The sequence below is a fragment of the Salarchaeum sp. JOR-1 genome (genome assembly GCF_007833275.1).
Taxonomy (GTDB): domain Archaea; phylum Halobacteriota; class Halobacteria; order Halobacteriales; family Halobacteriaceae; genus Salarchaeum.
The window spans coordinates 780,306-807,057 of sequence record NZ_CP042241.1; the positions used below are offsets into that span (position 1 = coordinate 780,306).

Annotated in this window: 31 protein-coding genes; 11 read left to right on the forward strand and 20 right to left on the reverse strand. The window is 67.0% G+C overall.

What is annotated here, in order from left to right; translation table 11 throughout:
- Nucleotides 1–105 precede the first annotated feature (105 nt).
- From FQU85_RS05055 to FQU85_RS05070, 4 genes are all read right to left on the reverse strand, one after another.
- The gene (locus tag FQU85_RS05055; RefSeq protein ID WP_145845144.1) at nucleotides 106–2,193 is read right to left on the reverse strand and encodes a heterodisulfide reductase-related iron-sulfur binding cluster; all 2,088 of its coding nucleotides are present in this window, start codon (nucleotides 2,191–2,193) and stop codon (nucleotides 106–108) included.
- A 92-nt stretch (nucleotides 2,194–2,285) separates the two neighbouring features.
- Entirely contained in the window at nucleotides 2,286–3,014 is a 729-nt protein-coding gene (locus FQU85_RS05060; protein ID WP_145845146.1) for an energy-coupling factor transporter transmembrane protein EcfT, read from the reverse strand.
- Nucleotides 3,008–3,709 (reverse strand): energy-coupling factor ABC transporter ATP-binding protein, encoded by a 702-nt coding sequence (locus tag FQU85_RS05065; protein ID WP_145845150.1) that lies wholly within the window; start codon nucleotides 3,707–3,709, stop codon nucleotides 3,008–3,010. The genes FQU85_RS05060 and FQU85_RS05065 overlap by 7 nt, the downstream gene beginning before the upstream one ends.
- The gene (locus FQU85_RS05070; RefSeq protein WP_145845152.1) at nucleotides 3,709–4,290 is read right to left on the reverse strand and encodes a biotin transporter BioY; all 582 of its coding nucleotides are present in this window, start codon (nucleotides 4,288–4,290) and stop codon (nucleotides 3,709–3,711) included. The genes FQU85_RS05065 and FQU85_RS05070 overlap by 1 nt, the downstream gene beginning before the upstream one ends.
- Before the next feature lie 111 nt (nucleotides 4,291–4,401).
- On the opposite strand from FQU85_RS05070, the gene FQU85_RS05075 reads away from it, so the two are divergent.
- Nucleotides 4,402–4,998 (forward strand): conditioned medium-induced protein 4, encoded by a 597-nt coding sequence (locus FQU85_RS05075; RefSeq protein WP_145845154.1) that lies wholly within the window; start codon nucleotides 4,402–4,404, stop codon nucleotides 4,996–4,998.
- 33 nt (nucleotides 4,999–5,031) lie between these two features.
- Nucleotides 5,032–5,679 (forward strand): hypothetical protein, encoded by a 648-nt coding sequence (locus FQU85_RS05080; protein WP_145845159.1) that lies wholly within the window; start codon nucleotides 5,032–5,034, stop codon nucleotides 5,677–5,679.
- On the opposite strand, the gene FQU85_RS05085 is transcribed toward FQU85_RS05080, so the two are convergent.
- Genes FQU85_RS05085 through FQU85_RS05095 form a run of 3 tightly spaced genes read right to left on the reverse strand, consistent with a single transcriptional unit; the run spans nucleotide 5,662 to nucleotide 7,049 of the window.
- Nucleotides 5,662–6,243: an L-threonylcarbamoyladenylate synthase gene (locus tag FQU85_RS05085; protein ID WP_145845162.1), complete on the reverse strand. Its 582-nt coding sequence runs from the start codon at nucleotides 6,241–6,243 to the stop codon at nucleotides 5,662–5,664. The genes FQU85_RS05080 and FQU85_RS05085 overlap by 18 nt on opposite strands.
- Nucleotides 6,244–6,753, reverse strand: coding sequence for a redoxin domain-containing protein (locus tag FQU85_RS05090; protein WP_206022070.1), 510 nt, complete (start codon nucleotides 6,751–6,753; stop codon nucleotides 6,244–6,246).
- Nucleotides 6,753–7,049: a glutathione S-transferase N-terminal domain-containing protein gene (locus FQU85_RS05095; protein WP_145845169.1), complete on the reverse strand. Its 297-nt coding sequence runs from the start codon at nucleotides 7,047–7,049 to the stop codon at nucleotides 6,753–6,755. The genes FQU85_RS05090 and FQU85_RS05095 overlap by 1 nt, the downstream gene beginning before the upstream one ends.
- 93 nt (nucleotides 7,050–7,142) lie before the next feature.
- On the opposite strand from FQU85_RS05095, the gene FQU85_RS05100 reads away from it, so the two are divergent.
- A complete protein-coding gene (locus FQU85_RS05100; protein WP_370516766.1) occupies nucleotides 7,143–8,504 on the forward strand; it encodes a hemolysin family protein in 1,362 nt (453 codons plus the stop codon).
- Here the strand turns inward: FQU85_RS05100 and FQU85_RS05105 are convergent.
- The 3 genes from FQU85_RS05105 to FQU85_RS05115 are packed head-to-tail and all read right to left on the reverse strand — an operon-like array spanning nucleotide 8,501 to nucleotide 10,624.
- Complete coding sequence (locus tag FQU85_RS05105) at nucleotides 8,501–9,658, reverse strand: inorganic phosphate transporter (RefSeq protein WP_145845174.1); 1,158 nt, start codon at nucleotides 9,656–9,658, stop codon at nucleotides 8,501–8,503. The two genes, FQU85_RS05100 and FQU85_RS05105, sit on opposite strands and share 4 nt — an antisense overlap.
- A 37-nt stretch (nucleotides 9,659–9,695) precedes the next feature.
- Nucleotides 9,696–10,373 carry a DUF5828 family protein gene (locus tag FQU85_RS05110; RefSeq protein ID WP_145845178.1) on the reverse strand — a complete coding sequence of 226 codons (678 nt, stop codon included), beginning with the start codon at nucleotides 10,371–10,373 and terminating at the stop codon, nucleotides 9,696–9,698.
- A 38-nt stretch (nucleotides 10,374–10,411) separates the two neighbouring features.
- On the reverse strand, nucleotides 10,412–10,624 hold the full coding sequence (locus FQU85_RS05115) for a hypothetical protein (protein WP_145845180.1): 213 nt from the start codon (nucleotides 10,622–10,624) through the stop codon (nucleotides 10,412–10,414).
- A gap of 82 nt (nucleotides 10,625–10,706) precedes the next feature.
- Here FQU85_RS05115 and FQU85_RS05120 point away from each other — a divergent pair, with 82 nt between their 5' ends.
- Complete coding sequence (locus tag FQU85_RS05120) at nucleotides 10,707–11,075, forward strand: cupin domain-containing protein (RefSeq protein WP_145845182.1); 369 nt, start codon at nucleotides 10,707–10,709, stop codon at nucleotides 11,073–11,075.
- Nucleotides 11,072–11,668: a hypothetical protein gene (locus tag FQU85_RS05125; RefSeq protein WP_145845184.1), complete on the forward strand. Its 597-nt coding sequence runs from the start codon at nucleotides 11,072–11,074 to the stop codon at nucleotides 11,666–11,668. Before FQU85_RS05120 ends, FQU85_RS05125 begins: the two co-directional genes overlap by 4 nt.
- Here FQU85_RS05125 and FQU85_RS05130 read toward each other — a convergent pair.
- The 4 genes from FQU85_RS05130 to FQU85_RS05145 form a co-directional block, all read right to left on the reverse strand.
- Entirely contained in the window at nucleotides 11,665–13,533 is a 1,869-nt protein-coding gene (locus tag FQU85_RS05130) for a carbon starvation protein A (RefSeq protein ID WP_145845188.1), read from the reverse strand. The two genes, FQU85_RS05125 and FQU85_RS05130, sit on opposite strands and share 4 nt — an antisense overlap.
- A 70-nt stretch (nucleotides 13,534–13,603) precedes the next feature.
- A complete protein-coding gene (locus FQU85_RS05135) occupies nucleotides 13,604–14,560 on the reverse strand; it encodes an ArsA family ATPase (RefSeq protein ID WP_145845191.1) in 957 nt (318 codons plus the stop codon).
- Nucleotides 14,560–14,853, reverse strand: a complete 294-nt coding sequence (locus FQU85_RS05140; protein ID WP_145845194.1) for a hypothetical protein — start codon at nucleotides 14,851–14,853, stop codon at nucleotides 14,560–14,562. The genes FQU85_RS05135 and FQU85_RS05140 overlap by 1 nt, the downstream gene beginning before the upstream one ends.
- A 46-nt stretch (nucleotides 14,854–14,899) precedes the next feature.
- On the reverse strand, nucleotides 14,900–15,310 hold the full coding sequence (locus tag FQU85_RS05145) for an SRPBCC family protein (protein WP_145845197.1): 411 nt from the start codon (nucleotides 15,308–15,310) through the stop codon (nucleotides 14,900–14,902).
- 183 nt (nucleotides 15,311–15,493) lie between these two features.
- Between FQU85_RS05145 and upp the strand changes: the two genes are divergently transcribed.
- Nucleotides 15,494–16,168 (forward strand): uracil phosphoribosyltransferase, encoded by a 675-nt coding sequence (gene upp, locus FQU85_RS05150; RefSeq protein ID WP_145845200.1) that lies wholly within the window; start codon nucleotides 15,494–15,496, stop codon nucleotides 16,166–16,168.
- Nucleotides 16,169–16,214: 46 nt separating this feature from the next.
- Entirely contained in the window at nucleotides 16,215–16,418 is a 204-nt protein-coding gene (locus FQU85_RS05155) for a hypothetical protein (protein WP_145845201.1), read from the forward strand.
- Nucleotides 16,419–16,553: 135 nt separating this feature from the next.
- Here FQU85_RS05155 and FQU85_RS05160 read toward each other — a convergent pair whose 3' ends face one another.
- Both FQU85_RS05160 and FQU85_RS05165 read right to left on the reverse strand, forming a co-directional pair.
- Entirely contained in the window at nucleotides 16,554–18,683 is a 2,130-nt protein-coding gene (locus FQU85_RS05160) for a S9 family peptidase (protein ID WP_145845203.1), read from the reverse strand.
- Between the two features lie 167 nt (nucleotides 18,684–18,850).
- Nucleotides 18,851–19,915, reverse strand: coding sequence for an ABC transporter ATP-binding protein (locus tag FQU85_RS05165; protein ID WP_145845207.1), 1,065 nt, complete (start codon nucleotides 19,913–19,915; stop codon nucleotides 18,851–18,853).
- 141 nt (nucleotides 19,916–20,056) lie between these two features.
- On the opposite strand from FQU85_RS05165, the gene FQU85_RS05170 reads away from it, so the two are divergent.
- From FQU85_RS05170 to FQU85_RS05180, 3 genes are read left to right on the forward strand one after another with little or no spacing between them, the layout of a single operon-like run.
- Nucleotides 20,057–21,184, forward strand: a complete 1,128-nt coding sequence (locus tag FQU85_RS05170) for a PotD/PotF family extracellular solute-binding protein (protein WP_145845209.1) — start codon at nucleotides 20,057–20,059, stop codon at nucleotides 21,182–21,184.
- Nucleotides 21,185–21,191: 7 nt separating this feature from the next.
- Nucleotides 21,192–22,121 carry an ABC transporter permease gene (locus FQU85_RS05175; protein ID WP_145845211.1) on the forward strand — a complete coding sequence of 310 codons (930 nt, stop codon included), beginning with the start codon at nucleotides 21,192–21,194 and terminating at the stop codon, nucleotides 22,119–22,121.
- Between the two features lies 1 nt (nucleotide 22,122).
- The gene (locus FQU85_RS05180; RefSeq protein WP_145845213.1) at nucleotides 22,123–22,959 is read left to right on the forward strand and encodes an ABC transporter permease; all 837 of its coding nucleotides are present in this window, start codon (nucleotides 22,123–22,125) and stop codon (nucleotides 22,957–22,959) included.
- Nucleotides 22,960–23,040: 81 nt separating this feature from the next.
- Here the strand turns inward: FQU85_RS05180 and FQU85_RS05185 are convergent, their stop codons facing one another.
- The 4 genes from FQU85_RS05185 to hisA are packed head-to-tail and all read right to left on the reverse strand — an operon-like array spanning nucleotide 23,041 to nucleotide 25,508.
- Nucleotides 23,041–23,658 carry a YigZ family protein gene (locus FQU85_RS05185; RefSeq protein WP_145845215.1) on the reverse strand — a complete coding sequence of 206 codons (618 nt, stop codon included), beginning with the start codon at nucleotides 23,656–23,658 and terminating at the stop codon, nucleotides 23,041–23,043.
- Nucleotides 23,658–24,161 (reverse strand): amino acid-binding protein, encoded by a 504-nt coding sequence (locus tag FQU85_RS05190; protein WP_145845217.1) that lies wholly within the window; start codon nucleotides 24,159–24,161, stop codon nucleotides 23,658–23,660. Before FQU85_RS05190 ends, FQU85_RS05185 begins: the two co-directional genes overlap by 1 nt.
- Complete coding sequence (hisB, locus tag FQU85_RS05195; protein ID WP_145845219.1) at nucleotides 24,162–24,749, reverse strand: imidazoleglycerol-phosphate dehydratase HisB; 588 nt, start codon at nucleotides 24,747–24,749, stop codon at nucleotides 24,162–24,164.
- A gap of 30 nt (nucleotides 24,750–24,779) precedes the next feature.
- A complete protein-coding gene (hisA, locus tag FQU85_RS05200) occupies nucleotides 24,780–25,508 on the reverse strand; it encodes a 1-(5-phosphoribosyl)-5-[(5-phosphoribosylamino)methylideneamino]imidazole-4-carboxamide isomerase (RefSeq protein ID WP_145845220.1) in 729 nt (242 codons plus the stop codon).
- 78 nt (nucleotides 25,509–25,586) lie between these two features.
- On the opposite strand from hisA, the gene FQU85_RS05205 reads away from it, so the two are divergent.
- On the forward strand, nucleotides 25,587–26,744 hold the full coding sequence (locus FQU85_RS05205; protein ID WP_145845222.1) for an inorganic phosphate transporter: 1,158 nt from the start codon (nucleotides 25,587–25,589) through the stop codon (nucleotides 26,742–26,744).
- The last annotated feature ends 8 nt before the right edge of the window (nucleotides 26,745–26,752 follow it).

Sequence of the window (26,752 nt, forward strand, 5' to 3'; positions counted from 1 at the left end):
TCGGGCGTCGATAACAACCGCGAAAACGAGTACCGCTAGTCCGACGCCGCGGTCTCCTTCTTTGCATCGAGGCTCGCGGCCACGCCGCTCGCTCGTTCCGCGACCCTATCGGGCCGCGAGCGCCTCCACGACGAGTTCCGCGATGTCCGTGATCTCGATCTGGTCTTCGAAGCTTCCCGTTTTGCGGCCGTCCTCGTACATCGTCATACACATCGGGCACGCGACGACGAACCGGTCGACGCCGGAGCCGGCGTCGGTGTCCTCGAGGGCCTCCCGGATGCGCTCCTCGGACGGCTTGGGTTCCTCGTCGAAGTCCATCCAGAGGCCGCCGCCGCCGCCGCCGCAGCAGAAGCTGTTGGCGCGGTTGCGCGGCATCTCGTCCAGGGTGACGCCGGTCGCGCGGATGACCTCCCGGGGCGCTTCGAACTCGCCGTTGTACCGCCCGAGGTGGCAGGGGTCGTGGTAGGTGACGGTGTCGTCGAGTTCCGTTCCCGAGAGGCCGAGGCGGTCGTTGGTGACGAGTTCCTCGACGACCTGCGTGTAGTGGTAGACGGCGTCCGTGTTCTCGAACCCGAACTGGTCGTACTCGTTGCTGAACGTGTTGTACGAGTGGGGGTCGGTGGTGACGATTTTCTCGTAGTCACACGACTCGAACGCCTCGATGTTGTCCTCGGCGAGCATCTCGAAGAGGCCTTCCTCGCCGACACGGCGCACGTCGTTCCCGTCGTTCTGCTCGTCCTCGTAGAGGATGCCGTACGAGACGTTCGACTCGTGGAAGATGCGCGCGAGCGACCGCGCGACTTTCTTGTTCCGCTCGTCGTAGCTCGGGTAGTCGCCGACGTACCAGAGGAACTCCACCTCCTGTTCGCGGGCGTCCGGCACGTCGAAGTCGAGGTCTTCGACCCAGTCCGGGCGCTTGCGGGCGGGGTCGCCGAAGCTGTTCCCGTTCTGGAAGAGATCCATCATGGTCTCCTGGACGTTCTCGTCCATCTGGCCGGACTCGGTGAGGCGGCGGTTCATCTCCGTGAACTGCGTGACGTGCTCGATGTCGACGGGGCAGGCGTCCATGCACGCCATGCAGCTCATGCAGGACTCCATCGTCGAGGAGTCGATGACGGAGGTGCCGCCGTCCGCGACGATGGCTTTCTCCTCGCCGTCGCCGCTGTCGAGGCTCTCGCGGTAGTTCTTCAGGTCGAGAATCACGTCCCGGGGGTCGAGCGGCCGACCCGATGCCTTCGCGGGACAGACCGAGGAACAGCGGCCGCACTTGGTGCAGGCGTCGTGGTCGAGTAGTTGTTTCCACGAGAAGTCGTCGATGTCGGAGGCGCCGATTTCGTCCGGACTGGCGTCCTCGGGAACCCGGGGGAGGCGGCTGCCGGCGTCCTCGTCGCGCGTGACCACGTTCGCGAACGAGGAGATCATGTGGAACGGCTTCGCGTAGGGAATCGTCGCGATGAACGCGAGCGCGAGCAGGGCGTGACTCCACCAGAGCGGCGCGTACGCGGCGCTCGCCATCTCGGGGGTGACGCCGACGAGCTGGAGGACGTCCTTCGTGAACCAGCCGACGAAGCTCGCGGTCTCGAAGGAGACGTCGCGGGTGGCGCTCGTCCCGAGGATGCGGACGCCCTCTTGAAGGTAGCCGCCGACGCCGAGCGCGAACAGCGTCCAGAGGAAGAGGCCGTCCTCGGCGGACGTGTGTTTTCCGTAGAGGCGGTCGGTCTTCGCCCAGTAGCGGCGGTAGAGCGCCATGCCGACGCCGACGACGAACAGCAGGCCGAGCGCGTCCATCACGAACGAGTACGCGATGTAGAAGTCGCCCGTCCAGAACGAGGGCTGACCGAGCGCCTTCGTCCAGATGTCCATGTCGATGGCGAGGATGGTGGTGCCGATGAGGAGGGTGAGGAAGCCCCAGAGGATGAAGAGGTGCATCACGCCGGCGTACCGGTCGCGGTCGAACTGCTTCTCGTTCGACGCGACGATTTTCGCGGCGGAGACGACGCGGCTCGCGAGGTCGTTCACGCGCTCGCGGGGTTCCTCGCTTCCCCGGGTGTAGCGCGCGAACCGGTCGTAGACGCCGTACAGGAAGACGGCGATGGCGACGGCGGCGAGGTAGTAGAACAGGGCCTCGCCGACGTGGCCGATGCGCCAGAATGTCGGACGGGTCACGTCCGACGCCTGCGCGAGTAGTGACATACGCGTTATCCCGGACAGGACGCGCTTAAAGGTTGTCACAACGGCTAACGATGGGAGGCTTGTTGTGCGTTCTGTCTACCACTTGTAACCAGTCACGTGGCGGCCGCGGCGAGCGGGTCGGCGTACGCGCTCGCGGCGAGCAGGAGAGTGGCGGTGAGGGCGAGCCAGTCCCGCGCTGCGAACGCCAGCGGGGGCGGCGTGGGGTTGTAGGAGAGACAGCGCGCGCGCAGGGCGAGCGCGAGGCGGTCGGCGCGCTGGAGGGCGCGCCGGAGGCCGCCGACGCCGACGAGGCGCACGCGGTCGCGGACGCTGCGCTGGTCGCCGAGTCGGGCGCGCGAGGCGTCCCGGAGCCGTCGCACGTCGCGCTGGAGGAGCGGAAGGAAGCGGAAGACGAGGCCGACGCCGACGCCGAGCAACCGCCCCACGCGTCCGGGGACGAGCCAGGCGACCGCGGCCCGCGACTCCGATACGGGTGTGGTGTGGACGTAGGCGGCGGCGAGCAGGAGGAGGAGGAGCGTCCGCCACGACGCGAGCGCGGGCTGGACGGCGTCCGCGAGAACGAACCAGGGTGCGCCCCACGTGAGCGCCTGAATCACGGGCGCGAGCACGAGGAATGGGAGGACGGCGAGGTACTCGCGGAGCGCCGCGCGGGGGGAGAGCGCGCACGCGAGCGTCGCGGCGACGGCGAGCGCGGAGAGCGCGAGCAACCCCCGGAGTGTCGTGTGGGCGAACGCGGCGGCGGCGAACCCGGCCTGGAGCGCGAGTTTCGACCGGGGGTCGAGGCGATGCCCGAGCGAGTCGCCGGGTTCGTGGGTCAGCACGGGTCGCGCACGCTCGCCGCGGAGAGTCTGTCGCGCACGTCGTCGGGCGCGCCGTCCGCGAGCACCCGTCCCTCGGAGATGAGGCAGACGCGGTCGGCGCGCTCGAACACGTCCCGGAGGTCGTGGGTGACGACGACGAGACTCGTCCCGGCGTCGTGGAGGGCGTCGAGGCGGGCGAGCACGCTCTCCCGCGCGGGCTGGTCGAGACCGGTGAACGGTTCGTCGAGCACGACGTGGTCGGGCCGCATCGCCAGCACGCCCGCGATGGCGACGCGCTCCTGCTCGCCGCCCGAGAGCCGGCTCAGGAGGTCGTCGCCCCGCCCCGTCATGTTCACGGCGTCGAGCGCCGCCGCGACGCGCTCCTCGATTTCCTCGCGGGGGAGGCCGAGGTTCTCCGGGCCGAACGCCACGTCTTCCCGGACGGTGCCGGCGACGAACTGGTCGCGGGGATCCTGGAACACCATCCCGACGCTCGCGCGCGCCGCGACGAGGTCGTCCGCGACCGGCGTGCCGTTCACGCGCACGTCGCCCGCGTCCGGTTCGAGCAGGCCGTTGAAGTGCCGGACGAGCGTGGTCTTCCCGCTGCCGTTCGCGCCGGCGACGACGACGAACTCTCCGTCCGAAATGTCGAGGGTGACGCCGTCGAGCGCCCGCGTTCCCCCGTACTCGTGGACGAGCGAGTCGGCGGAGATCATCAGGCGGCAGTCACGCCGTCAGCGCGAACCGCGGCGACGGTCGCGCCCATCTTCAACAACTCGGCGGGGACGAACGGGACGGCGGCGGTGAGCGCCGCTTCGACCAGTCCGACGTTCCCGACGTACGCGAAGAACACCGTGCCGAACGCGTAGATGAGGGCGGTCGCGACGGCCATCCCGGCGACGAGCCGGGGGAGCGAGATGGCGTCGAGGTCGCGGAGGCCGTCCGCGCCGTGTGCGGCGTATCCGACGATGGCGGCGGCGAGCGGGTAACTCCAGAGGTAGCCGCCCCACTGTCCGAACAGGGTACCGAGGCCGCTCGCGCCGTACGCGTAGACGGGGACGCCGACCGCGCCCGCGACGACGTACAGCGCCATCGCCGCGAACCCCCAGACCGGCCCGAGGAACGCGCCCGCGAGGAACACGCCGAGCACCTGGAGCGTGAACGGCACGCTCGACACTGGGAGCTGGAAGGAGACGTACGCGAACACGCCGGTGAGCGCCGCGAACAGCGCCGCCCGCGCGAGGTTCCCGACAATTTGGTCGCCGACCAGGTCGACCGACTCGTGGTTCGTACTCATACTCACACGCCCTTCGTCAACCGTGTTCAAATTACTGGTTTACGGAACGCTCTCGCCGCGTGAGAACGCCCAACAAGCCTTTAATGAAGCGGGACGTGCTTTCGACCCATCATGAACGAGAAGACCGAGGAACTCCGCGATATCTTCCTCGACGTCACCGAGGAGGACACCGTCACCGAGTCCCAGACGGAGACCCACGGCACTCTCGCCTCCGACGACGAGGTGGACGACCGACTCCGCGACACTGTTGATCACATGCGGGAGGCCCTTGACTTCACCACCGACCTCACCACCGAGGAGTACGTCCGCGTCGTCCGCGGGTTCTACGCCGACGAGTCCGACGCCGCCATCGCCCGCGACCTCGACACCACGCCCGAAACCGTCACTCGCGCCCGCCTCGACCTCCACCTCCTCACAGACACCGACCTCGACGCACCCTTCGAGTTCGACGTGCTCGACGCCGCCCTCGACGACCACGACACCCTCGCCGGGGCCGCGGACGCCCTCGGCGTCAGCACCAGTACCGTCCGCCGCTATCGCCGTGTCCGCGACGCCCGCCGCGACATTCGGCGCGTCAACGACCGCTACCGCGACGAGTTCGAAGCCATCCTCACCGACCGCGAACTCACCGACCCCCTCACGGAGAGCGTGCAGGAGGACGGCCTCGACGAAGCCACCGAAGGCCAGGAGATGGACGTCTCGTTGTAGGGTTCAAGTAGGAAGCCGCGGCCAGCGGGCGTCGTGCCCACCTTCAGCGCGCTGGCGACGGCGGCGTACTGTCCGCGCCAGCTCTACTATCGGCGACGCGACCCGCCCGACGGACTGCCGGCGGCGGCCGAGCGCGCGTCCGCCCTCTCCGGGCGATACCCCGAGTTCCTCGTCGCGTCGGACACCGCCCTCCGGACGTTCGACCTCGCGGTCGACCCCGGAACCTACCGACGGCGGCTCGACGCGCTCAGCGAACGCGACTGCTGGCAGACCCTCACTGACCCGCCCGAGCGCGACGTGCTCGTCGAGGGGAGAGACTGCCGGGGGAACGTGCAGAAAGTCGGGTACGATCCGCTCCGGCCGGTGCTCGTCTCGCCCGGCGACCCCGCGGACAGCGGCGTGTGGGAGCCACAGCGGGTGCGTGCGGTCGCGGCGGCGCTCGCGCTCGCGTGGCGCGAACGGACGCCCGTCGAGTCGGCGCTCGTCGAGTACCCCCGGCACGGCGTCGTCCGGGAAGTCCGACTCACCGCGGGGAATCGCGCGCTCTACCGCCGCACGCTCCGCGCCGTCGAGGGACTGGACGGGCCGCCGCCCCGCCTGCGCGACACCGCGCGCTGCGGGAGTTGCGACTACCGAGCGGAGTGCGGGACGAAAACGAGGAGCCTACGCTCGCTCCTCTAGCCAGGTGTCGATTCGGTCGGCGTCCCGGCCGCGGCGGTGGATCACGCCCGCGTCCGCGTCCACGACCGTGCTCTCCCCGCCCTCGGTCTCCCCGCCGTCCAGCACCACGCGGGCGGCGTCCCTGATCTCGGGGTCGAGGTCGGTGGCCCGCCGGGCGTTCGAGCGGCCGCTCCGGTTCGCGCTCGTCGCCGTCACCGGCCCCGCCGAGTCGAGGAAGTCGAGCGCTAGCTCGTGGTCGGGCACGCGAACACCCACCGTCGGTTTCCCGCCGGTGAGCGCGTCCGGGACGGCATCGCGCTTCTCGCAGACCACGGTCACCGCGCCCGGGAGGAACTCGCGCATGAACGCCTCCTCGCGCTCGCTCGCGTTCACGTAGTCGAGCGCGGCGTCCACGCTCCCGACGCCCATCGACAGCGGCTTCGAGCGGTCGCGGCCCTTCGCCGCGAACACGCGCTCTATCGCGTCGGCGTCGAGGGCGTCGCCCGCGAGGCCGTAGACGGTGTCCGTCGGGTAGACGACGAGGCCCCCGTCCTCGATGGCGGTGGTGGCGTCCGCGAGCGACATCTACAGGTCGTCGACCGCGGCCTCGATCTCGTCGTAGTCCGGGAAGTCGGGCCACTCCTCGGCGACCCACGCGTACGTCACGGTTCCGTCCTGGTCGATGACGTACACCGCGGGACGCGGTTCCTCGACGCCCGTCATGCCGTCGAGGTCGTGCTCGATACCGTACTTGCGCGCCACGTCGTTCGCGGGGTCGCTGAACAGCGCGTACTGCTCGATGCCGCGCTCCTCGATGGTTCGCTTGTGCTCGTACGGCGACGAGATGGAGAGGCCGACGACCTGCACGCCGTGCTGTTCGAGTTCTCGCTCGGAGAGCTCCTGCCACGCGTACGTCGCCGGGAACGCGCCGTCCATCGAGTGGAACACGAGCACTACCGGGGACTCGTCGAGGAGATCCGTGAGCGATGTGTCCTCCCAGTACTCGTCGTTCACGAGCGGGCGCGTGAAGTTCGGCGCGTGCTCGCCCGCCTCCACGTGGTCGGCCTCGGGGAGGCTCACGACGTCGAAATCCATCAGTTCTCACCCCCCTCGCCGTACGTCCGGTCGAGGTACTGGACGATGTTTCCGGACTCCGCCATCGCGACGCCCGTGTTCTCGTCGATGATAGCGGGGACGGTGCGCGCGCCGACGACGCGCTTTACGGCGTCGCGCTCCGAGTGCAGGGGTTCGACGAACCGGGAGTGGTAGTCGATGTCGTACTCGTCGAGTTTGCGCACCACGCGCTCACAGAACGGACACGCCTGCAATCGGTAGAGCAGCACCTCGGCGTCCGCGCTCTCCGGTTTCGGCGTTGCTTCGCTCGCGCTCATACCTCTCCGTTCGGTCGAACCCGGCGTAAACGTGTTGCCCGCGGCACGCAGGGGGTAACGTTTAATCGGCCGCGGACGAAACCCACGACTATTGTGGGTTTGTCTCCGGTACTGACACCGCTGGTGTTCGGCGTGACACTCGGGACTGATACGTACGCCGCGCTCGGCGTGGTTGCGATAATCGTCCTGATGGCGCTGTCGGCGTTCTTCTCGTCCTCCGAGATAGCGATGTTCTCCATCGCCCGTCACCGAATCGACGCGCTACGCGAGGACGGTGTTCCCGGGGCGGAAGCCGTGGCCGACCTCAAGGAGGATCCGCACCGCCTTCTCGTGACGATTCTCGTCGGGAACAACCTCGTGAACATCGCGATGTCCTCGCTCGCAACCGCCCTCGTCGGGATGTACGTCACGAACTCGGGAGTCGCAGTGCTCGTTTCGACGTTCGGCGTCACGGCGCTCGTCCTGCTGTTCGGGGAGTCCGGCCCGAAGTCGTACGCGGTCGAACACACGGAGTCGTGGTCGCTCCGCGTCGCGCCGTTCCTCAAGCTCTCCGAACGCGTCCTCTACCCGCTCGTCGTCACGTTCGACTACCTCACGCGGCTCGTCAACCGCGTCACGGGCGGGCGCGCCGCAATCGAGACCTCGTACGTGTCCCGGGACGAGATTCAGGAGATGATCAAGACCGGGGAGCGCGAGGGCGTCATCGAGGAGGAAGAACGGGAGATGCTCCAGCGCATCTTCCGGTTCAACAACACCATCGCGAAGGAGGTGATGACGCCGCGCCTCGACGTGGACGCGGTTCCGAAGGACGCGTCCGTCGACGAGGCGATTCAGACGTGCGTGCAGTCCGGCCACGAGCGCCTCCCGATCTACGAGGGAAGCCTCGACAACGTCATCGGGGTCGTCGCGCTCCGCGACCTCGTCCGCCAGCACGTCTACGGCGAGGGCGACGACGTGGTGCTCTCCGACCTCCTCGAACCGACCCTGCACGTCCCCGAGTCGAAGAACGTCGACGAACTACTACAGGAGATGCAGGAGGAGCGGGTCGGTATGGTCGTCGTGCTGGACGAGTTCGGCACGACTGAAGGACTCATCACGACTGAGGATCTCATCGAGGAGATCGTCGGCGAGATCCTCGAAGGAGAGGAGGAAAAGCCCGTGACGTTCGTTGACGACGACTCCGTGCTCGTGCGGGGCGAGGTGAACATCGACGAGGTGAACGACGCGCTCGGTATCGAACTCCCCGAGGGCGAGGAGTTCGAGACCATCGCTGGCTTCATCTTCAATCGCGCGGGCCGACTCGTGGAGGAGGGTGAGACGTTCGACTACGAGGGCGTCGAACTCTGCGCGGAGACGGTGGAGAACACTCGCATCATGAAGGCGCGCGTCTCCCGTGTCGAGGAACCCGACGACGACGCTGAGTCGCTCGAAACCGAGGCCGAACAAGACGCCTAGATGACGGCGTCGACACCGAGGTACGCGCCGTAGCTCGCGGCGAGCGCGAGACCGAGCGACCCGACCCACGCGAGCACGGTGAACACCATTTTCCGCTTGCTCACGCCGCCGCCCGCGCCCGTCGCGGCGTATCCGCTGCCGACGATGGCTGAGACGATGATCTCGTTGAAGGAGACGGGGATGCCGAAGAACACGGCGACCTGTGCGATGGCGAAACTCGGGATGAGCGCCGCGATACTGCGGCGCGGGCCGAGGCTGGAGTAGTCCTGGCTGAGCGCTTTTATCATTCGGGGTGCGCCGGTCCACGACCCGGCGAGCAGTCCGATGCCGCCGCCGACGAGCACGTACGTGATGGGGACGTCCCCGCCGACGAGCGGGAGGAGCGGGCCGACCGCGAGGCCGACCTGACTGCCGCCGGCGCTGAACGCGACGAGGCTGCCGAGCGCGAGGAGGAAGCGGCGCTGGCCGCGCGCGCGATTCCGGCTGATTTCGCGGTAGAGCGCCAGTGCGACGAGCGCGGCGACGCCCATCGAAACGGCGGCGCGACCCGGGAGTCCGGGCGTGACTGCGGCGGAGAGCGACCGGCTCACGCCGCTCGGACCGAGGAAGACGAACTTCACGTTCGCGACGATGACGCCGACGACGCCGCCAAGGACGGAGATGACGACGCGGTCACGGTCGAGGCCGCGGAGCGCCCGCGCGGTGGCGTACGCGATGCCGCCGCCGACGAACGGCACGAGCACCCAGAGCGTCGCTATCTGCTGATACTTCGCCCACGCGGGACTGCCGCCCATCGCGAGGCCCGTGCCGACGACCGCGCCCGTGACGGTGAACGCGGTGGCGATGGGGTAGCCCGTGAACACGCCGACTGCGACGAGCACCGCGGCGATGGTGAGCGCGATGACCGCCGCCGTCGGCGAGAGCGACTGCCCGATGATGAGGTCTTGGCCCACGGCTTCGCTCACGTTCTTGCCCTGGAACACCGCGCCGGCGAATCCGAGGATACCGACCAGGAACCCCGCGCGCATCACCGGAATCGCGTTCGCACCGACCGCTGGCGCGAACGGCGTCGACCCAGACGAGCCTGCGCCGATAGCCCACGCCATGAAGAGGCTCGCGACGGCGGCGACGACCAGAACGGCGAGACCTGCCATACGCGTCCGTGTGGCGGCCGCGGCTTGAGGGTGTCGCTTAGTTGGTCGTCGGATTCGTGTCCGCGTCCGTCTCCGGGAGTTCGACGCCCTCTGCGGCCGCGACGGACTCCACGTCCTTCTCCGCGTCCACGTGCCAGCGCTCGACGTCCTCCTTGTAGGATTCGAGGTACTCGCGCACCGCGTCCTTCAGGTCGTCGTCGTTCACGTTCACCTCGAACACGAACTCCTCCTGCGAGCGCACGTACCGGACGTTCGCGCTCACGAGGTCGTTGTCGAAGTAGTAGGGCGCGATCTGCGTCATCACTTTCCGGTACACCGTGTTCTCGATGGTTCGCAGGGCCTTCCGACCTGCCGTGTCGGCGGCGCGCGCCACGTAGTCGATGGAGTCCTGCCACTTCGACACCGCGCCGTCCACGTCGTCCTCTCCGAGTTTCTCGTAGGACTCCGTCAGGCGATCGCCCGCCGACCCGAGGTCGTCGTCCGCGGATCGCCCCGCGCGCTCGCCCTCGCCCTCGCGGACGCTCGCCTGTTCGGCGGTCTTCTCTGACACCTCCTCGTCGATGCGTTCGTGCGCCTTCGGCCGCCACTCGTCCCACGCCGCCAGCGCGTCCGAATCGACCCCCGCCTCACGCAGCGCGTACGTCACGCGCTCGCCGTGCTCGACGATCTCGCCCCAGTCACCCCGAACCTTGAACCCGGAGATACTCTCTTCCATCGCGGTTACGACACGTACTTTCCGAACGGGCTTACGTGTTACCGATGTGAGTACGTGACGCGTGTCGCCCACTCGTTCAGGCGCTCCTTCACCGCGGCGAGCGTGCGCACGTGTCCGGAGACCGAGCGGAGGTCGTCCTCGTCCACCTCGATCCGTTCGCCCTCGTAGGGGTCGCTGTCGGCGTCGGCGGCGTCAGTCACGGTCGTTATGGCGCACCGGCCGCACGCCTCGACGTCGTCGTTTCCGCCCATGCTCGACACCTAGCGCTCGAACCGCATAAGAGTGTGGCACGAGCTAACAAGACATAAGGGCGTGTGCGGCGTTCTCCGGCGTATGGAGTACCACGTCGTCGACCCCGCCGATATCTCCCCGACGCCGGATCGGCCCTCGGATCACCACGCCGTCTCCGACGCGCTCGGCCTCGAACGGATGGCGTTGAACGTCTACCGGGCTGAGCCGGGCGACCAGCTCCCGCTCGCCTACCACGTCCACGACGAACAGGAGGAGGCGTTCTACGTGCTCGACGGGACACTCCACGTCGAGACACCCGACGGCGAGCACGTCGTCGACACCGGCGAACTGTTCGTCGCGGAGCCGGAGAGCCCGCACCGCGCGTTCGTCCCCGCGGACGCCGATACCACCGTTCGCGCGCTCGCCGTCGGCGCACCCGCCGTGGACGACGTGCACCCCTACGAGGAATGACCGACACGGACACCGCTGACGCGGACCCGCTCGCCGGCGTCCCCGACTGGGATGACGAGTACCTCGACCGCGTGAGCGACCGCCTCATGCACAACTACGACCTCCGGAAGGACGAGGACGTACAGGGCGAACGGTTCGACCTCGCGGGCGCGCTCCACGTCGAGAACCGGAAACAGCTCATCCACCCCTCCATTCGGTACGCGGAACACGACGCCCGCGAGTACGTGTTCGCGCGCCGCACCGACGCCGTCTCCGTCGAATCGGTCGACGCCCTCTCCGAGCTCGGTGAGGCGCTCGCCGACGAGTGGATCGACGCCGACGAAGAACACTACGAGACCGGCTTCACGTTCGTCGTCGTTGCGCCCGAAATCCCCGGGGACGTTCGCGCGTTCGTGCGGTCGCACGGCGGCCGGACGCTCCTCAAGTACGGCTACTACGGCCGGTACGAGGTGAACCTCGTCGTCGTCGCTCCCGACCGCGAGGACGTGGTGGCGAGCGAGCACGCGGACGTCGCCTCGGCGTTCACGCTCTGGGACGTAGACGAAACCGAAGAAAGCGCCGTGCGGCGGTTGATTCAGCTGTTCCGCGGTTAGTCGCCGTCCGCGTTCTCACCGCCGTCCGCGGCGGCGCGACCGGTTCGGTCTCGCGCCTGTTTGATGTTCGTGTACCCTTCTCGGACGACGTAGGCAGCGAGGCCGACGAGCACGAGTGCGAGCGCGATTTGCACGACGACGGATATCGTCGCGACGGTTCCGTTGCTCGCCATCCACGCGTCGTTCAGGAGTTTCTCCTGGAGGTTGGTCACGAACGCCAGGTAGAACAGCGCGAGTATGGTGACGACGGTCATCAGCGCCATCGGGACGCCCGTGCTGATGAGCTGCTTGCTCTTGTCCCAGTTCGCGATCCAGACCGTGCCGGCGAGGAGCGCGAGCGCGGCGAGCAGCTGGTTCGCACCGCCGAACAGCGGCCAGAGCGCCGACCACGACCCGCTCGCGACGAGAACGTACGCGAGCACGGACTGGACGCCGGCGTTCGCGTACCGGTTCGTCGCGGTCTTCTCCGCGCTGGTCTCCGGGGTGCCGATGATCTCGTCGAACATGTAACGCCCGAGGCGGAGCGCGGTGTCGGTGCTGGTGAGGAGGAAGCTCACCATCACGAGGGCCATGAACGGCGCGCCGAACGAGGCGGGGATCCCGAAGGTGGAGAGGATGATCCCGCCGCCGGTCGCGAAGTTCGGGAGCGCCAGGCCGATACCGCCGCCCGTCGGTGTCTGGAACGCGATGGCGAGCGTGGCGAGCGCGACCGTCGCGAGGAGGCCCTCACCGAGCATTCCGCCGTACCCGATGGCGCGCGCGTCGCTCTCCTTGTTGAGCTGTTTCGAGGTCGTTCCGGACGAGACGAGAGAGTGGAATCCGCTGATCGTACCGCACGCGATGGTGACGAACAGAACCGGGAACAGCGGAAGCGGGCCGACGAGGTCGGTCGTCGTTCCGATCCCCCAGAACCCGTTCCAGGCGCTCATGTTGATGGTGAGCGGTTCCGTGGCGCTGATGGCGCTGATGTTGAGCGCGCCGCCGACCGAGCCGACGATGATGGCGAGCAGTGCGCCGCCGACGCCCGCGTACAGCAGGAACGACGACAGGTAGTCCCGCGGCTGGAGGAGCATCCAGACCGGGAGCGTGCTCGCGACGAACGCGTACAGGATGACGACCGGCACCCAGCCGGCGATGTTCGCGTTCTGGCTGGCGGCGAGCGGCAGCCAGTCACCGCCACTTCCGAACAGGACGATGACGTCGCTCGCGAGTTCGGGGCGGCTGAACAGCGCGATGGGGTACTGAATGCCGACCCAGACGCTCGCGAAGACAGCAGCGACGAACGCGACGGTTCCCGGGATAAATGGGAGGTCGAGCTGGTAGAGGTAGACCCCGAACACGAACGCGAGCGCGATGTAGAGCAGGCTCGCGGTCGCCGCGCTCGGGTACGCGTTGAACACGACGGCGACGACGAACGCGAACACGGCGACGACGAGGATGATGGTGAGGAACGCGAACCAGAGCAGGGCGTTCTTCCCGCCGTCCCCGACGTACTCGCCGATGATGCTCCCGATGGACTTCCCCTCGTGGCGGAGGCTTCCGCTGAGTGAGACGAAGTCGTGGACTGCTCCCATCAGGGGGTTGCCGATAGCGACCCAGAGCAGGGCGGGCACCCAGCCCCAGATGACGCCGGCAGTGATGGGGCCGACGATGGGGGCGCCGCCCGCGATGCTCGAGTAGTGGTGGCCGAGCAGAACCGGTTTTTTCGACGGAACGTACTCCTGACCGTCTTCGTACTTGTGGGCTGGTGTTTCGCGTGAATCGTCGAGTTCGACGAAGTTCGCGAGGTACCGCGAGTACCCCAGGTAGCCCGCGCTGAACAGCACGAGTACCAGTAGCACCATCCAGACGACGCCAATTGCCATGATATCACCTCACACGTTCAACTGGCGGGACTTAAACGTTTCTTACTGTATTATAGGTTTTGTGGGGAGACTAGTCGTCCACAGCGACGTCCAGCCCCGCCGCGACCGCCTCGAGTGCGTCCCCCGTTATCTCCGTCGTCCGCGATTCGATGACCGCGACGAGCGGCACGTCGAACTCCCCGCGTACGTAGTCGATGCGCTCGCGCTCGGTCGCCACGCGGTTCCGGAGGTAACTCGCCCCCCGCCCCTCCTCGTGGTCTTCCGGCGACGGCGTCACCTTGTTCATCACGAGTCCCGTCACGCTCAGGTCGTACGACCGCAGCGTCTCAATCGTGCGACTCGTCTCCCGCACCGAGAGCTCGTCCGGGTTCAACACGAGGTAGAACGCCGCGTCCTCCCGGAGCGTCCGCGCCGCGAACTCGAACTTCTCCTTTCGCGAGCGCAGATGCTCGATGATGGGGTCGTCCTCCGCCGTCTTCTCCGGCTCTTTCCCCCCGACTGCCGCCATGTCGTACAGCCGCATGCTCTCGCGCCGTTTCTCCAGCAATCGGTCGGTCCACTCGCCGAGGAACTCCGGGAGCGCGAGCAAGCGAAGCGTCCCGCCCGTCGGCGACGTGTCGAACACGACGCGGTCGTAGTCGTCCGACTCCCGCATCACCTGAATGAATCGGTCGAACAGCGCCGCCTCGTGCGCGCCCGGCGTCTGGTGTGCGAGCTCTATCTGGCGATCCATCTCCTTTACGACCACTTCGCTCACTTGCTCGCTCATCGTCCGCCGCACGTCCATCAAGTGCTCCTCGACCTCCTCCTCGGGGTCTATCTCCATCGCGTACAGGCCGTCACACCCCTCGACCGGCTGGGGGTCGTCGCCGAACTGCTGGCCGAACACGTCGGAGGTCGAGTGCGCGGGATCCGTCGACACCAGCAGCGTCTTCAGACCGGCGTTCGCGCACCGCAGGCCGTACGCCGCCGACACCGTGGTCTTCCCGACTCCCCCCTTCCCACCGAAGAACGTGAACCGCGCCATCAGAAGTGGAAGTGCCCCTTCCAGTCGAGCACTGACTCTCGCTCCCACATCCGGCGCTCCCACGCGTCGAACTCGTCCGCGAGGTACGGCAGGAGCTCCGACGTGTAGTAGGACGCGGGCGTCGGCACGCCGAAGGCGTCCGCGAAGCACGCGAAGAAGAACGCGTCCTCGACGTCGTGCGCCTCGTCCTCGATGTCCTCGAACGCCGGATGCTCGATCATCCCGTGCCAGAGGCCGTGGCCCACTTCGCGAAGCCACTCGCGAGCGCGCGCGAACTGCTCGTGTATCGTCATACACCGACGTTCATTGCCACGCGAATAAATACCGTGGTTGTTCGTGTTACTCGAGGTCTGCGGCGAGCGCGTCCAGCGCGCGCTCTAACTCCCGCCGTCGCTTCCACCCCGCTACCCGGTCCGCGAGAAACGCCGGCGGCACGCCCAGGGCCACCGTCGACGACAGCGTTACCTCGACCCCTCCGCTCACCGTCGTCACTGACGCCTCCGTCCGCATCTCCTCGAACGGCCCCGCGTCCCCGACTTGCTCGTACACCCAGCCGTCCGCCGTCTCCGACACCGCAAACGACACGCTGACACCCGGCATCCGCGCCGCCACACGCGCTCCCGACTCGGTCTCCTCGACACCCACCACCTCGAACGTCCCCTCGTACGCGATCAGGGAGGACGGCGAGAGCGAGCGCTTCACAGATTCCAGCGGCTCCTGGACGAACCGCGACGCGGACACCGTACGCATACCCACCGATTCGCCCCGACGACGGAAAACTTACCGCTCACACCCGCCCCCCACTCACGCGTTCCGCGGCGTCCGCAGAACCGCGGGGCGGTTCTGTCGGATACGAGAATTCGAAGCCGAGTCTCGAACGCGTAGCGCCGCGTAACCGACACCTTAACGCACTCCCCGGCCCGCTTTTCCGGTATGCCTATCGAGGACCGCGAGAACGCGCACGTCATCACGCACGCGCTCGCGAAGGACACGCTCTCCCGGATTCGGGACGAGTCGACGGAGCAGGTCGGGTTCCGGAAGGGCCTGGTGAAGCTCGGCCGCATCTGCGGGTACGAGGTCATCGACGGCGTGATGGAGACGGAATACGTCGAACTCGAAACCCCGCTCGCGCCGACGACGGGCGAGCGCGTGAAGGGCCTGGACGACGTGGTCATCATCAACGTATTGCGGGCGGCGACGCCGTTCGTCGAGGGCCTGTTGAAGGCGTTCCCGCGCGCGAAGCAGGGCGTGATCAGCGCGGGCCGCGACGAGTCCGGGCAGCGCGAGGACGGAACCTTCCCCATCACCGTGGACTACGTGAAACTCCCCGAAATCACGGAGGACGACACCGTCATCGTCGCGGATCCGATGCTCGCAACCGGCTCCACGATGTGCACCGTCCTCGACACCGTGCTGGACGGGCAGGCGGAGCCGGAGAACCTCTTCGTGCTCTCCGCCGTCTCCGCGCCCGACGGCCTCCTCCGCGTGCAGGACGGGTTCCCCGAAGCCGATCTCCTCACCGTCAGCATCGACGACCACCTCAACGAGGAGGGCTACATCATCCCTGGACTCGGCGACGCCGGCGACCGCGCGTTCCGCACGAAGTAGGGTCTGACGCCGCAGTTCTTTATACCTCGGCGTGTATGCGGTAGGTATGCCGGAGGACTCCTGCGCGCACTGCGGAGACGACGTGTCCGATGCGCTCGCCCGCACGATCCGCGTCACCGTCGACCGCTCCCAGATAGACCAACAGCGCCTCTGCCCGACGTGCTTCGCGGACTGGATCGACCGCTACGAGGCCGAGATGCAGCCCGAGGAGACGACCACTGTGAACGACGAGAACATCATCGTCGACTAGCGGTGCTGCCGTCCGGCGCGGCGGCGTTCCTCGTCTCGCCACCCCTTCGCTTCACCTCGACACTCCACGCACTCATGCGGTTTTCTCGCGTACGCTCCGAACGAAGCCGACCCCTTGACGGCTCCCGATCCCTCCTTACTCCTCGGTGTCCGTATCGTCCGTTCCGTCGTCCTCGTCGCCCGCGCTCAGGCCGTCGTTCGCGGGGCGGTCGAGCGCGCGTTCGGCGTCGCTGTGCGCGGAGTAGCCGTCGAACCACCGGACGATGCGCTCCAGCCGGTCGACGACGTGCCCGGGTTCGCCCGACCGGGAGAGCTCGTGGCCCTCCCGGGGGTAGCGGACGAGGCGGGTGTCGACGCCGTTCTTCTTCATGAAGAGGTAGAACATCTCGCCGTTGTTCACGGGGACGCGGAAGTCGTTGTCCGCGTGCACCACCAGCGTCGGCGTCTCCACCTGGTCGGCGTACGCGACCGGGGACTGCTCCCAGAGGAAGTCGGGTTCCTCCCAGGGCGTCGTGCCGAAGTCGCCCTCCACGAGCTTGAACGCGTCCGTGGAGCCGTAGAACGAGGAGAGGTCGTAGACGCCGCGCTGGGCGACCGCGCCGTCGAAGTAGTCCGTGTGGCCGACGATCCAGCCGGTCATGTACCCGCCGAAACTCCCGCCGGTGACGAACGTGTTCTCGTCGTCAACGTACTCCCTGCTCGCGACCTCGCGGGTGCCGGCCATCACGTCCGTCATCGTCACGTCGCCCCAGTCGCGCTCGATGGCGGTCGCGAACGCCTCGCCGTAGCCGGTCGAGCCGCGGGGGTTCGACCAGAAGACGACGTAGCCGGCGGCGGCGAGCGTCTGGAACTCGTGCCACATCGTGCCCGCGGTGCTCCACATCGCGTGCGGGCCGCCGTGAATCTCCACCGCGAGCGGATAGGTCTCGTCCGGGTCGAAGTCAGGTGGGGTGAGCACCCAGCCCTGGATCTTGGTATGGCCCGGTTCGGCAGACGGGCCAGTATTGGTATGGCCCGGTTCGGCAGACGGGCCAGTATTGGTATGGCTCGGTTCGGCAGACGGGTCAGTACTGTCGCCCTCGCCGTTCTCGAACCACAGTTCTTCGGGTTCGGAGACGGCGCGGTCGTCGAGGTACTCGTTGTTCAACCGCGTGAGGCGGACTTCCTCCGCGCCGCCGGGGGTCGCGGCGAACACGTCGCCCGGGTGGTCCCATTCGGACTGCGTGAACGCCACCGCGTCCGACGAGACGGAGAACCCGTCGATGTGGCCGCCCGTGTCGAGCACGGTCTCGACGCCGTCGTCCGTGGCGCGTCGCAACACGACTCGGCCCTCGTCGGGCGTCGCGAAGTACAGCGCGTCCTTCCGGAACGCCAGTCCGAGCGCGCTCACGGTGCGGTCGATATCTTCGGTGACGGTCTCCACGTCGCCCGTTTCGAGGTCGAGCACGTCGATTTCGGACTGACGCATCGACGCGTTCTCGAGCGGCGTCCACGTGTACGCGAGCGTCTCCGGCGTGGCGGCGAGCATCGGCATCCACCCCGTCACCTCCGTCACCGTCTCCGCCTCGCCTGCGTCGAGGTCGTAGGCGTCCACGTCGAACGTCATCGAATCGTCCGGCTCAGCGCCGCGCTTCACGCCGAAGAAGACGGTACTGGAATCGCCCCAGGTCGCGGAGACGTGGTCGAAGTCGCCGTCGGTGACGCGCTCTACGTCCTCGGTGTCGGTGTCGAGGACGTAGACGTGGCTGCGGGCGTCGTCGATGTAGCGCGCGCCGGCGCGGTAGATGTGCCGGTCGATGACCCGGGGGTCTGGGGGCTCTCGTTCGTACTCTTCGTCGGGGAGTTCGAGGTCGATGCCGTCCTCGCGCTCGGCGGGGGTGACCGACTGCGTGAACAGGAGGCGCTCGCCGTCCGGGCTCCACTCCGGGTTCGAGACGCCGCCCGGCACGTCGGTCACGCGCCGCGCCTCCCCGCCGCTCGTGGGGAGAATCCACAGCTGGGGGCGGTCGTCGTTCCCGCCGCGCGTGCTGACGAACGCGAGGCGGTCGCCGGATGGCGACCACCGCGGCTGGGAGTCCGCGCCCTCGCCCGTCGTGAACTGCCGGGGTTCGCCGCCGCCGACCGGCACCACGTACACGGTGGCGTCGTCGGACTCGTCGTCCTCGGGCACGCGCCGCACGAACGCCACCCGGTCGCCGTCCGGAGACACCCGGGGGTCGCTCGGCTTCGCGATGTCGTGATACTCGCTCGCACGCACTCGTTGCATGCGCAGTCGGTCGAGCGACGCTCGCAAAGAGGTTTCGTTTCGAAACACCTCGTGTCGGTGTGTCGCCGACTGCTGGCTGCTGATTCACCCGGGGGCGCTCAAATGACGGCGACGGATCCGTTCGGCCCGCGCTTCCCTACTCGGTGCTGTATCCCCGCCCTCCTGCGCTACTCGGTGGCTTCGGGAAACACGACCGCGGCACCGGGCTGTACGCGGAAGTGTCCGGTCTCACCCCGCTCGACCGGGGTTCGCTGGCCCTGCATCACGACCGTCACCTCCGTGAGTCCGTCTGTCTCTGGTTCGACGACGTACTGCGTCTGATCCCCCTGGAAATACCGGTCTACGACCTCGCCCGCGAAGTCCCAGTCAGTCTCCACGACGTCGATGTCCTCAGGGCGGATCGAGACGGTGACCGATCCGGACGCGTCGACGCCATCCGATACGATGAATCCGCCTTCACCGCCGATGCGAACCGCATCGCCATCGGCCGTTCCGTCCACGAGGTTCGTATCCCCGATGAAGTCCGCGACGAACGGACTCGCCGGTTCGCGGTATATCTCCTCCGGCGGCCCGACCTGCTCGACGCGCCCCTCGTTCAACACGGCCATCCGGTCGGAGAGCGTCATCGCGACCTCCTGGTCGTGCGTGACGTAGAAGAACGACCCGTCCACTTGGTCGTGGATCTGGCGGAGCTCGACCTGCATCTGCTTTCTCAGCTTCCGGTCGAGGCTCGACAGCGGTTCGTCGAAGAGCAGGACGTTCGGCTCGTTCACGAGCGCACGAGCGAGCGCGACTCGCTGTTGCTGGCCACCGGATAGCTCGTTCGGCTTCCGGTCGTAGTAGCCGTCGAGGTCAACGAGACCGAGGTACTCCTTCGACTTCTCCGTCCGAGTGGCTGCATCGACACCCGACTTTTTCAGGCCGTATTCGACGTTCTCCCCGACGGTCATGTGCGGGAAGAGCGAGAGGTGTTGGAAGACGAGGTTCGTGTCCCGTTCGTTTGGCGGAATGTCCGCGGCGTCAGCGCCGTCGAGGCGTACCGTCCCAGCGGTCGGCCGCTCGAACCCCGAAATCATCCGAAGGGTCGTCGTCTTCCCGCAGCCAGACGGCCCGACGAGGGAGAAGAACTCGCCGCGACGGATTGTGAAGTCGATGCCGTCGACGGCAGTCACGTCACCGTACTCCTTCCGGACGCCGTCAAGTTCAACAAGGGCTTCTGCACCGTCTGTCATGGATTCCCGTATCGAACGAACTGTCTAAACTGTTTGGGAATCTCGCGAACGCGTGATACATTAAAATTCTAACAGGGATCGTTGTCGACGTCTTCGCAAATTTCCGTTATCTATTTATCACACGCTCAGAGATGCACGTGCATGGTATCTGATGACAGTACGCTCACGAACCGCCGCAGCTTCCTGAAAACGACCGGAGCGGCCGGAGCTGTCGGATTCACGGGTCTCGCGGGCTGTATCGCCGGTGGTGGCGGTGGCGGCGCGAACACGATCAATATCCTGACGTGGGAGGAGTACACACCGCTCAAAGACGAGATCGAGTCGAACCTCGACGTCACCGTCGAGTTCACGAAATCGACGTCGTCGGCGAAGATGTTCTCCGCGTGGCAGGCGGGGAAGGACTCCCAGTACGACATCGCCGTCCCGAACAACAACTACGTGCCGAAGATGATGGATGCGGGCCTCGTCGACCCCGTCCCCGAGGACACGGTCGGCAACTACTCCGAGCTCTACGACCAGTTCCACCAGTTCGCGGACTCCCAGTTCACGTCGGGCGGAGACCTCTACGGTGTCCCCGTTCGCTTCGGCTGGTACGGGTACTCTTACAACAGCGATACCGTCCCCGACCACGAGGAGTCCTACAAAGCGCTCTTCGAGCCGAACTACACGGGAACGGATCTCTCCGGGAAGCTCATCATGTACGACAACCACTTCAAGGCGATGAGCGCCGCGGCGCTCTACCTCGGCTACCGTGACGCGTTCTCCGGCTCGAAAGTCACGCTCTCCCAGTCACAAATCGACGAAGTGAAGAAGACGATGATCGAGCAGAAGGACATCCTTCAGGGGTACATCGCCGCAGACCCCTCCTACATCAAGTCCTTCAAGCAGGGGAACTTCGACCTCGGGCAGTCCGGCCGGAACGAGATCGTCGAGATGTGGTCGAACGGCACGGGCTGGCCGAAGGTGGCGACTCCCAAGGAGGGGTCGCTCGCCTGGTTCGAGTCCGCCGTCGTCTCGAAGAAATCCGAGAACAAGGACCTCGCGTGGAAGGTCGTCAATCAGTTCATCGCACCGAAACTCGGCGCGAAACTCGCGCAAGCCGGCTTCTCGCCGTCCTGCAACCCGAAGACCCAGCAGTATCTCACGAGCGAGCAGAACGACATGTACGGCGCCATCAAACCGTCGCGCCTCGAGGCGATGATTCCGTTCAAATCCGTCGAGAACGAGGACGCGTGGCTGAGCGCCTGGGAAGAGATCAAGTCCGCGTAGGCCATCGATGTCCTCAGAAACCCCCTCACAATCGTTCCGACAGCGACTGCTCGGCGTCTTCGAGACCCAGCGCTCCAAGCTCTCGATAACGCTCGGGCCGAGTCTCATCTGGCTCGTCCTGCTGCTGCTCGCCCCGATCATGTTCATGGTGACGGTGAGCTTCCTCCAGGTGAACGACGCCTACCAGATCGTCTGGTCGAACCCGACACTCTCGAACTACACCTCGCTGTTCGCCGGCGACGGCCCGTTCTGGGAGACGGCCTTTTTCCAGTCGCTCATCCTCTCCTACAAGCTCGCCGCGATAACCACCGTCGTCTGCCTCGTCGCCGCGTTCCCGCTCGCCTACCTGCTCGCGACGCGCGACGGCCGGACGTTCAAGGTCGTCATCTTCCTCGTCCTCCTGCCGTTCTTCACGATGTACCTCGTGCGTGCGTACTCGTGGTACCTCATGTTCGGTCCGAGCGGCGTGATCAATAGCACGCTCATGAAAATCGGCATCGTCAGCAATCCCGTGGGGCTCTTCAGCTACGGACAACTCGCCATCGTCGTCGGTCTCGTCCACGCGTACTTCCCCTACATGCTCCTCTCGCTCTACGCGAGCCTCGACGGGATCGACTTCTCGCTCGTCGAGGCATCCAGAGATCTCGGCGGCAGTCGCATCGCCGCGCTCAAGGACATCGTCGTCCCCCTCACCCTCCCCGGCATCATCAGCGGAGGGCTCTTCGTCTTCGTTCCGAGCCTCGGCGCGTTCATCACCCCGAAGTTCCTCGGACAGGGGAAAGTCCAGATGATCGGACAGCTGATCGAACTCCGCATCTCCTCACAGTACGCTATCGACTACGGGAGCGCCGCCTCGATGTTCATCGTTATCTCCATCGTCATCGCGTTCTTGCTGGCGTTCCGCTACGTGAGTGTCGAAGACCTCGGAGGGATCTGAAATGAGTTCGATGTCTCTCGCCCCGTCGACGCGCGAACGCGCGCTCAAGTACGGCCTCTACGGTACGGTCGTGGCCACGATGGTCTTCCTCTGGGCGCCGCTCGTCGTCATGGGCATCCTCTCGTTCGCGGAGAACGCGAGCACCATCTTCCCCTTCCAGGGATTCACGCTCTCGAACTACACGGCGACGCTCGCTGACGAAGGCCTCTTACGCTCGGTGTCCGTGAGCGTTCAAATCGCGACGATCTCCGCCGTCATCGCGACCGTTCTCGGCGTGCTCGCCGCGTTCGGTCTCGCGCGCTTCGACTTCCCGTTCAAGCAGGGCTACCGGACGTTCGCGATCCTCCCGATGGTCATTCCCGGTATCGTCCTCGGTATCGCGCTCCTCATCTTCTTCCGGACGGTCGTCGGTATCGGCACGAGCTATCTCACCGTCATCCTCACGCACAGCGTCTACGGACTCCCGTTCGTCCTCCTCCCCGTCACCGCCCGCCTCTACTCGTTCGACCGGAGCCTGGAGGAGGCCGCCCGCGACCTCGGGAGCGACCGTCTCGGAACCTTCCGGGACATCACGCTCCCGATCATCGCACCGGCGGTCGCCGCCGGCTTCCTCTTCGCGTGGATTCGCTCCTTCGAGGACTTCATTCGCGTCTACTTCGTCAAGGGGAGTTTCGACGTCCTCACGACCGCGATGTTCGGGATGATCAAGTACGGTTCCGCGCCGAAGATGAACGCCATCTCGACGCTCATCGTCTTCGTCATCGCTGCCGTGCTCGCGCTCGCGATGAACGCCGGGAACGTCAGCGGCTACGTCGCCGGCGGCGATTCCGACGACTGATCGCACTTCCTCTCCGGACTTCCGTTTCGGCGTCCTACGGGAGTCCAGTGCGGTTTCCTCCCGGTTTGCTGTCGCCGACCCTCAGATGTCGGCGCGTCCGCTCGTCGCGTCCCGAATCCGGTCGCGGAGCGCGTCCGCGTCTTCTGCGGCGACGGTCACGTCGAACGTCACGTCCTCGCCGTAGTCGGCGTCGAACGAGCAGTCCGCGGATTCGAGGATGCCGCGCACCGTTCCGGAGTCGTCGTAGTCGACCGTCACCGAGAACGACTCCTGCGGGCGTTCCTCGACGGTTCCGGCGTCCGCGACGGCGTCCTTCACGGCCTTCGAGTACGCCCGCACCAGCCCGCCGACGCCGAGGTTCGTTCCGCCGTAGTACCGGGTGACGACGACCGCGACGTTCTCCAACTCCTCGCCCTGCAGGACGTTCAGCGCCGGCTTTCCCGACGACCCCGACGGCTCCCCGTCGTCGCTCTGGTACTCCCGGAGCATGTAGTCGTCGCCCGGCCCGCCCGATTCGACTCTGACTCGATACGCCGGGACGTTGTGGGTCGCGTCGTCGTACTCGGCGCGCACGGCGTCGATGAACGCCTCCGCGTCCTCGGTCGTGGCGGCGCGTCGGACGTGGCCGATGAACTCGGAGCCCCGAACCTCGAACGACGCCCGTCCGGGGGTCGCGACGGTTCTGTACGAGTCCGCCATCAGGACAGCTCGACCGACCGCACGAAGGCGAGGTTCATCAGGTCGGTGACGAGGTCGCCGGGGAGGTCTTCGTCCGTGACGAGGTAGAGCCGCGGTTCGTCCGTGAACTCGGGGTCCTCGCTGATTGTCTGCCGGATGCTGATGTCGTAGTCGGCGACGAGGCTCGTGACCTGCGCGACGATTCCCGACTCGTCGGCGTCGTTCACGGCGATGGTGATGACGGTGAGGTCGAGGACGGGCGCGAGGTCCATCAGGCTCGGGATCTGACTGATGTTCCGGAAGATGCGGGTGAGGTCGTCGTCCGCGAGGATGGCGTCCGTCGTCGAGTCCACCACGCGCCTGTCGACACCGGCCTCCTGCGCTATCTGGGTGTACGGAATCTCGATGTCGCCGGAGACGACGCGGCCCTCGGCGTTCACGGAGAAGCCGCGTTCGAGCAGGAGGCGGATGACGGCCTGCTGGCCGGGGCTCCCCTCGAACTTCTCGAGTATCTCGTCGAACATCTACAGCTGGCCTTTCGTGCTCGCGACGCCCTGCCGGCGGTCGTCCACGCGGGTCGCGTCGTCCAGCGCGCGCGCCACGGCCTTGAACGCAGCCTCTATCTCGTGGTGTGCGTTTTCGCCCGTCACATCGACGTGGAGGGTGAGGCCGGCGTTCACGGCGAACGACCGGAAGAAGTGTCGGGCCATCACGCTCGTGAACTCGCCCACGTACTCCTGGCTGAACTCGCCGCTGAACTCGTAGAGCGGACGGCCGGAGAGGTCGAGGACGACGCCCGCGACGGCTTCGTCGAGCGGGACGCGGCGGTCGGCGAACCGCTCCAGACCCGATTTGTCGCCGAGCGCGTCCGCGAACGCGTGCCCGAGGACGATACCCACGTCCTCGACGGTGTGGTGGTCGTCGATGTCGAGGTCGCCCGCGCAGGAGACCGTGAGGTCGAACAGGCCGTGTTTCGCGAACGACGCCAGCATGTGGTCGAAAAAGCCGATACCCGTCCCGATTTCGCTCTCGCCGGTTCCGTCCACGTCGAGGCCGACCTCGATTTCGGTTTCGGCGGTCGCGCGTGCGACGCTCGCGCTTCTCTCGCTCATACCTCCTCTATTACTGGCCCCCACAAGGGTCTAGCGCTGCCCGACCGCTTCCTGCGCCTCCCTGAGCGTGAAGTTCCTCTCGTAGAGCGCGGTGCCGACGACGGCGGCGGCCGCGCCCGCGTCCTTCGTCGCGACCACGTCGTCGACGGTGGCGACGCCGCCGGACGCGACGACGGGGATGTCGACTGCGCTCGCGACGCGCTCGATTTCGTCCGCTCGAACGCCCGCCTCCTGTCCCTCCACGTCTACGTCCGTGAACAGGATGCCGGACGCGCCGAGTTCCTCGTAGCGCCCCGCGGCGTCCGCGGGGTCGAGGCCCGTCCCCTCAGTCCAGCCGGAGACGACGACCTCGCCGTCCTTCGCGTCGAGGCTGACGAGCACGCCGTCGGGATAGCTGTTCGTGACGGCGTCCACGATTTCGGGGTCTTCGACGGCCGCCGTCCCGAGGATGACGCGGTCGACGCCGAGGCGAAGGAGGGTCATCGCGTCCGCCGCGGTGCGCACGCCGCCGCCGAGCTGGATGTCCACATCGACCGCTGTGAGGATGGACTCGACGGCGTCTGCGTTCTTCCGCTGGCCTTCGAACGCGCCGTCGAGGTCGACGAGGTGGAGGGTGTTTGCGCCCTCGTCCACCCAGTTCTCGGCGGCGGCGAGCGGGTCGCCGTACGTGGTTCCGGTGCCGCGCTCGCCCTGCACTAACTGCACCGCCTCCCCGTCCTGCATGTCCACCGCGGGGACGACTTCGAAGGACTCGAACATACCCGGAGTTCGCACCCGACGGGGAAAAACGCCGCCGGTTTTTCGGGGGGTTGAAACGCCGCGAACGAGTATCGAGGGTTGATGGAACTGCTTCTACTCGTCGGTCTCGCGGTCGCCGCGTTCGTCGGATTCAACATCGGCGGGTCGTCGACGGGCGTCGCGTTCGGCCCCGCCGTCGGAAGTAACGTCGTCTCCAAACTCGGGGCCGCCGGTCTCATGACGGGGTTCGCGCTTCTCGGTGGGTGGACTGTCGGGCGGAACGTCATCAAGACGATGGGCGGCGACATCGTTCCCGCCGACACGTTCACGCTCGCCGCGTCCGTCGGCGTCCTCTTCTTCGTCGGCCTCGCGCTCCTCGTCTCGAACACGTTCGGCGTCCCCGCCTCCACCTCCATGACCGCCGTCGGCGCGATCGCCGGGCTCGGCGTCGCGTCGGGCACGCTCGACTGGGCCGTCATGGGCGAAATCGTCGTCTGGTGGCTCGTCGCCCCGATTCTCGCGTTCTGGGTGTGCGCCGTCATCGGCCGCTATCTCTACCCCTACCTCGACGCCGCGTTCCCGATCGAGAAGTCAGAACGCTCCGTGCTGTACCTGGACGGGATCCGTCCCCGCGTCGCGGACGACGCCACCAGCCGCGAACTCCTCGCGAGCGTGCTCGTCGTCGCCATCGGGTGTTACATGGCCTTTTCCGCCGGCGCGTCCAACGTCGCGAACGCCGTCGCCCCGCTCGTCGGGAGCGGCGAAATCACGCCGAGTTTCGGCGTCATCCTCGCTGGTGCGGCCATCGGTGTCGGCGCGTTCACCATCGCGCGACGCACTCTCGACACCGTCGGGAACGACCTGACCGACCTCCCGCTGCTCGCCGCGCTCATCGTCGAAGTCGTCAGCGCGAGCCTCATCACCTTCCTCTCCTTCATCGGCATTCCCGCCAGCCTCGCCGTCTCCGCTACGATGTCCATCGTCGGATTGGGCTGGGGGCGCGCGACGCGCACCGTGAAAGCGAGCGACGTGGCGCGCGGGGACGCCGACGCCACGGTCAGCGTGAACGCGCTCGCCGCCGACCGCCCCGACGACGTGCCCGCGATGGGCGAGGAGGATCCGGACGAACTCGTCGCGAGCGACCTCTTCGACCCCTCTACCACCGCGCGCGTCGTCGTGCTCTGGGTGCTCACCCCCTCGGTCGCGGCAGTCGCCTCGTGGGGACTGTTCAGCCTGATACCGCTTTACACGCCCTGAGGCTGGAC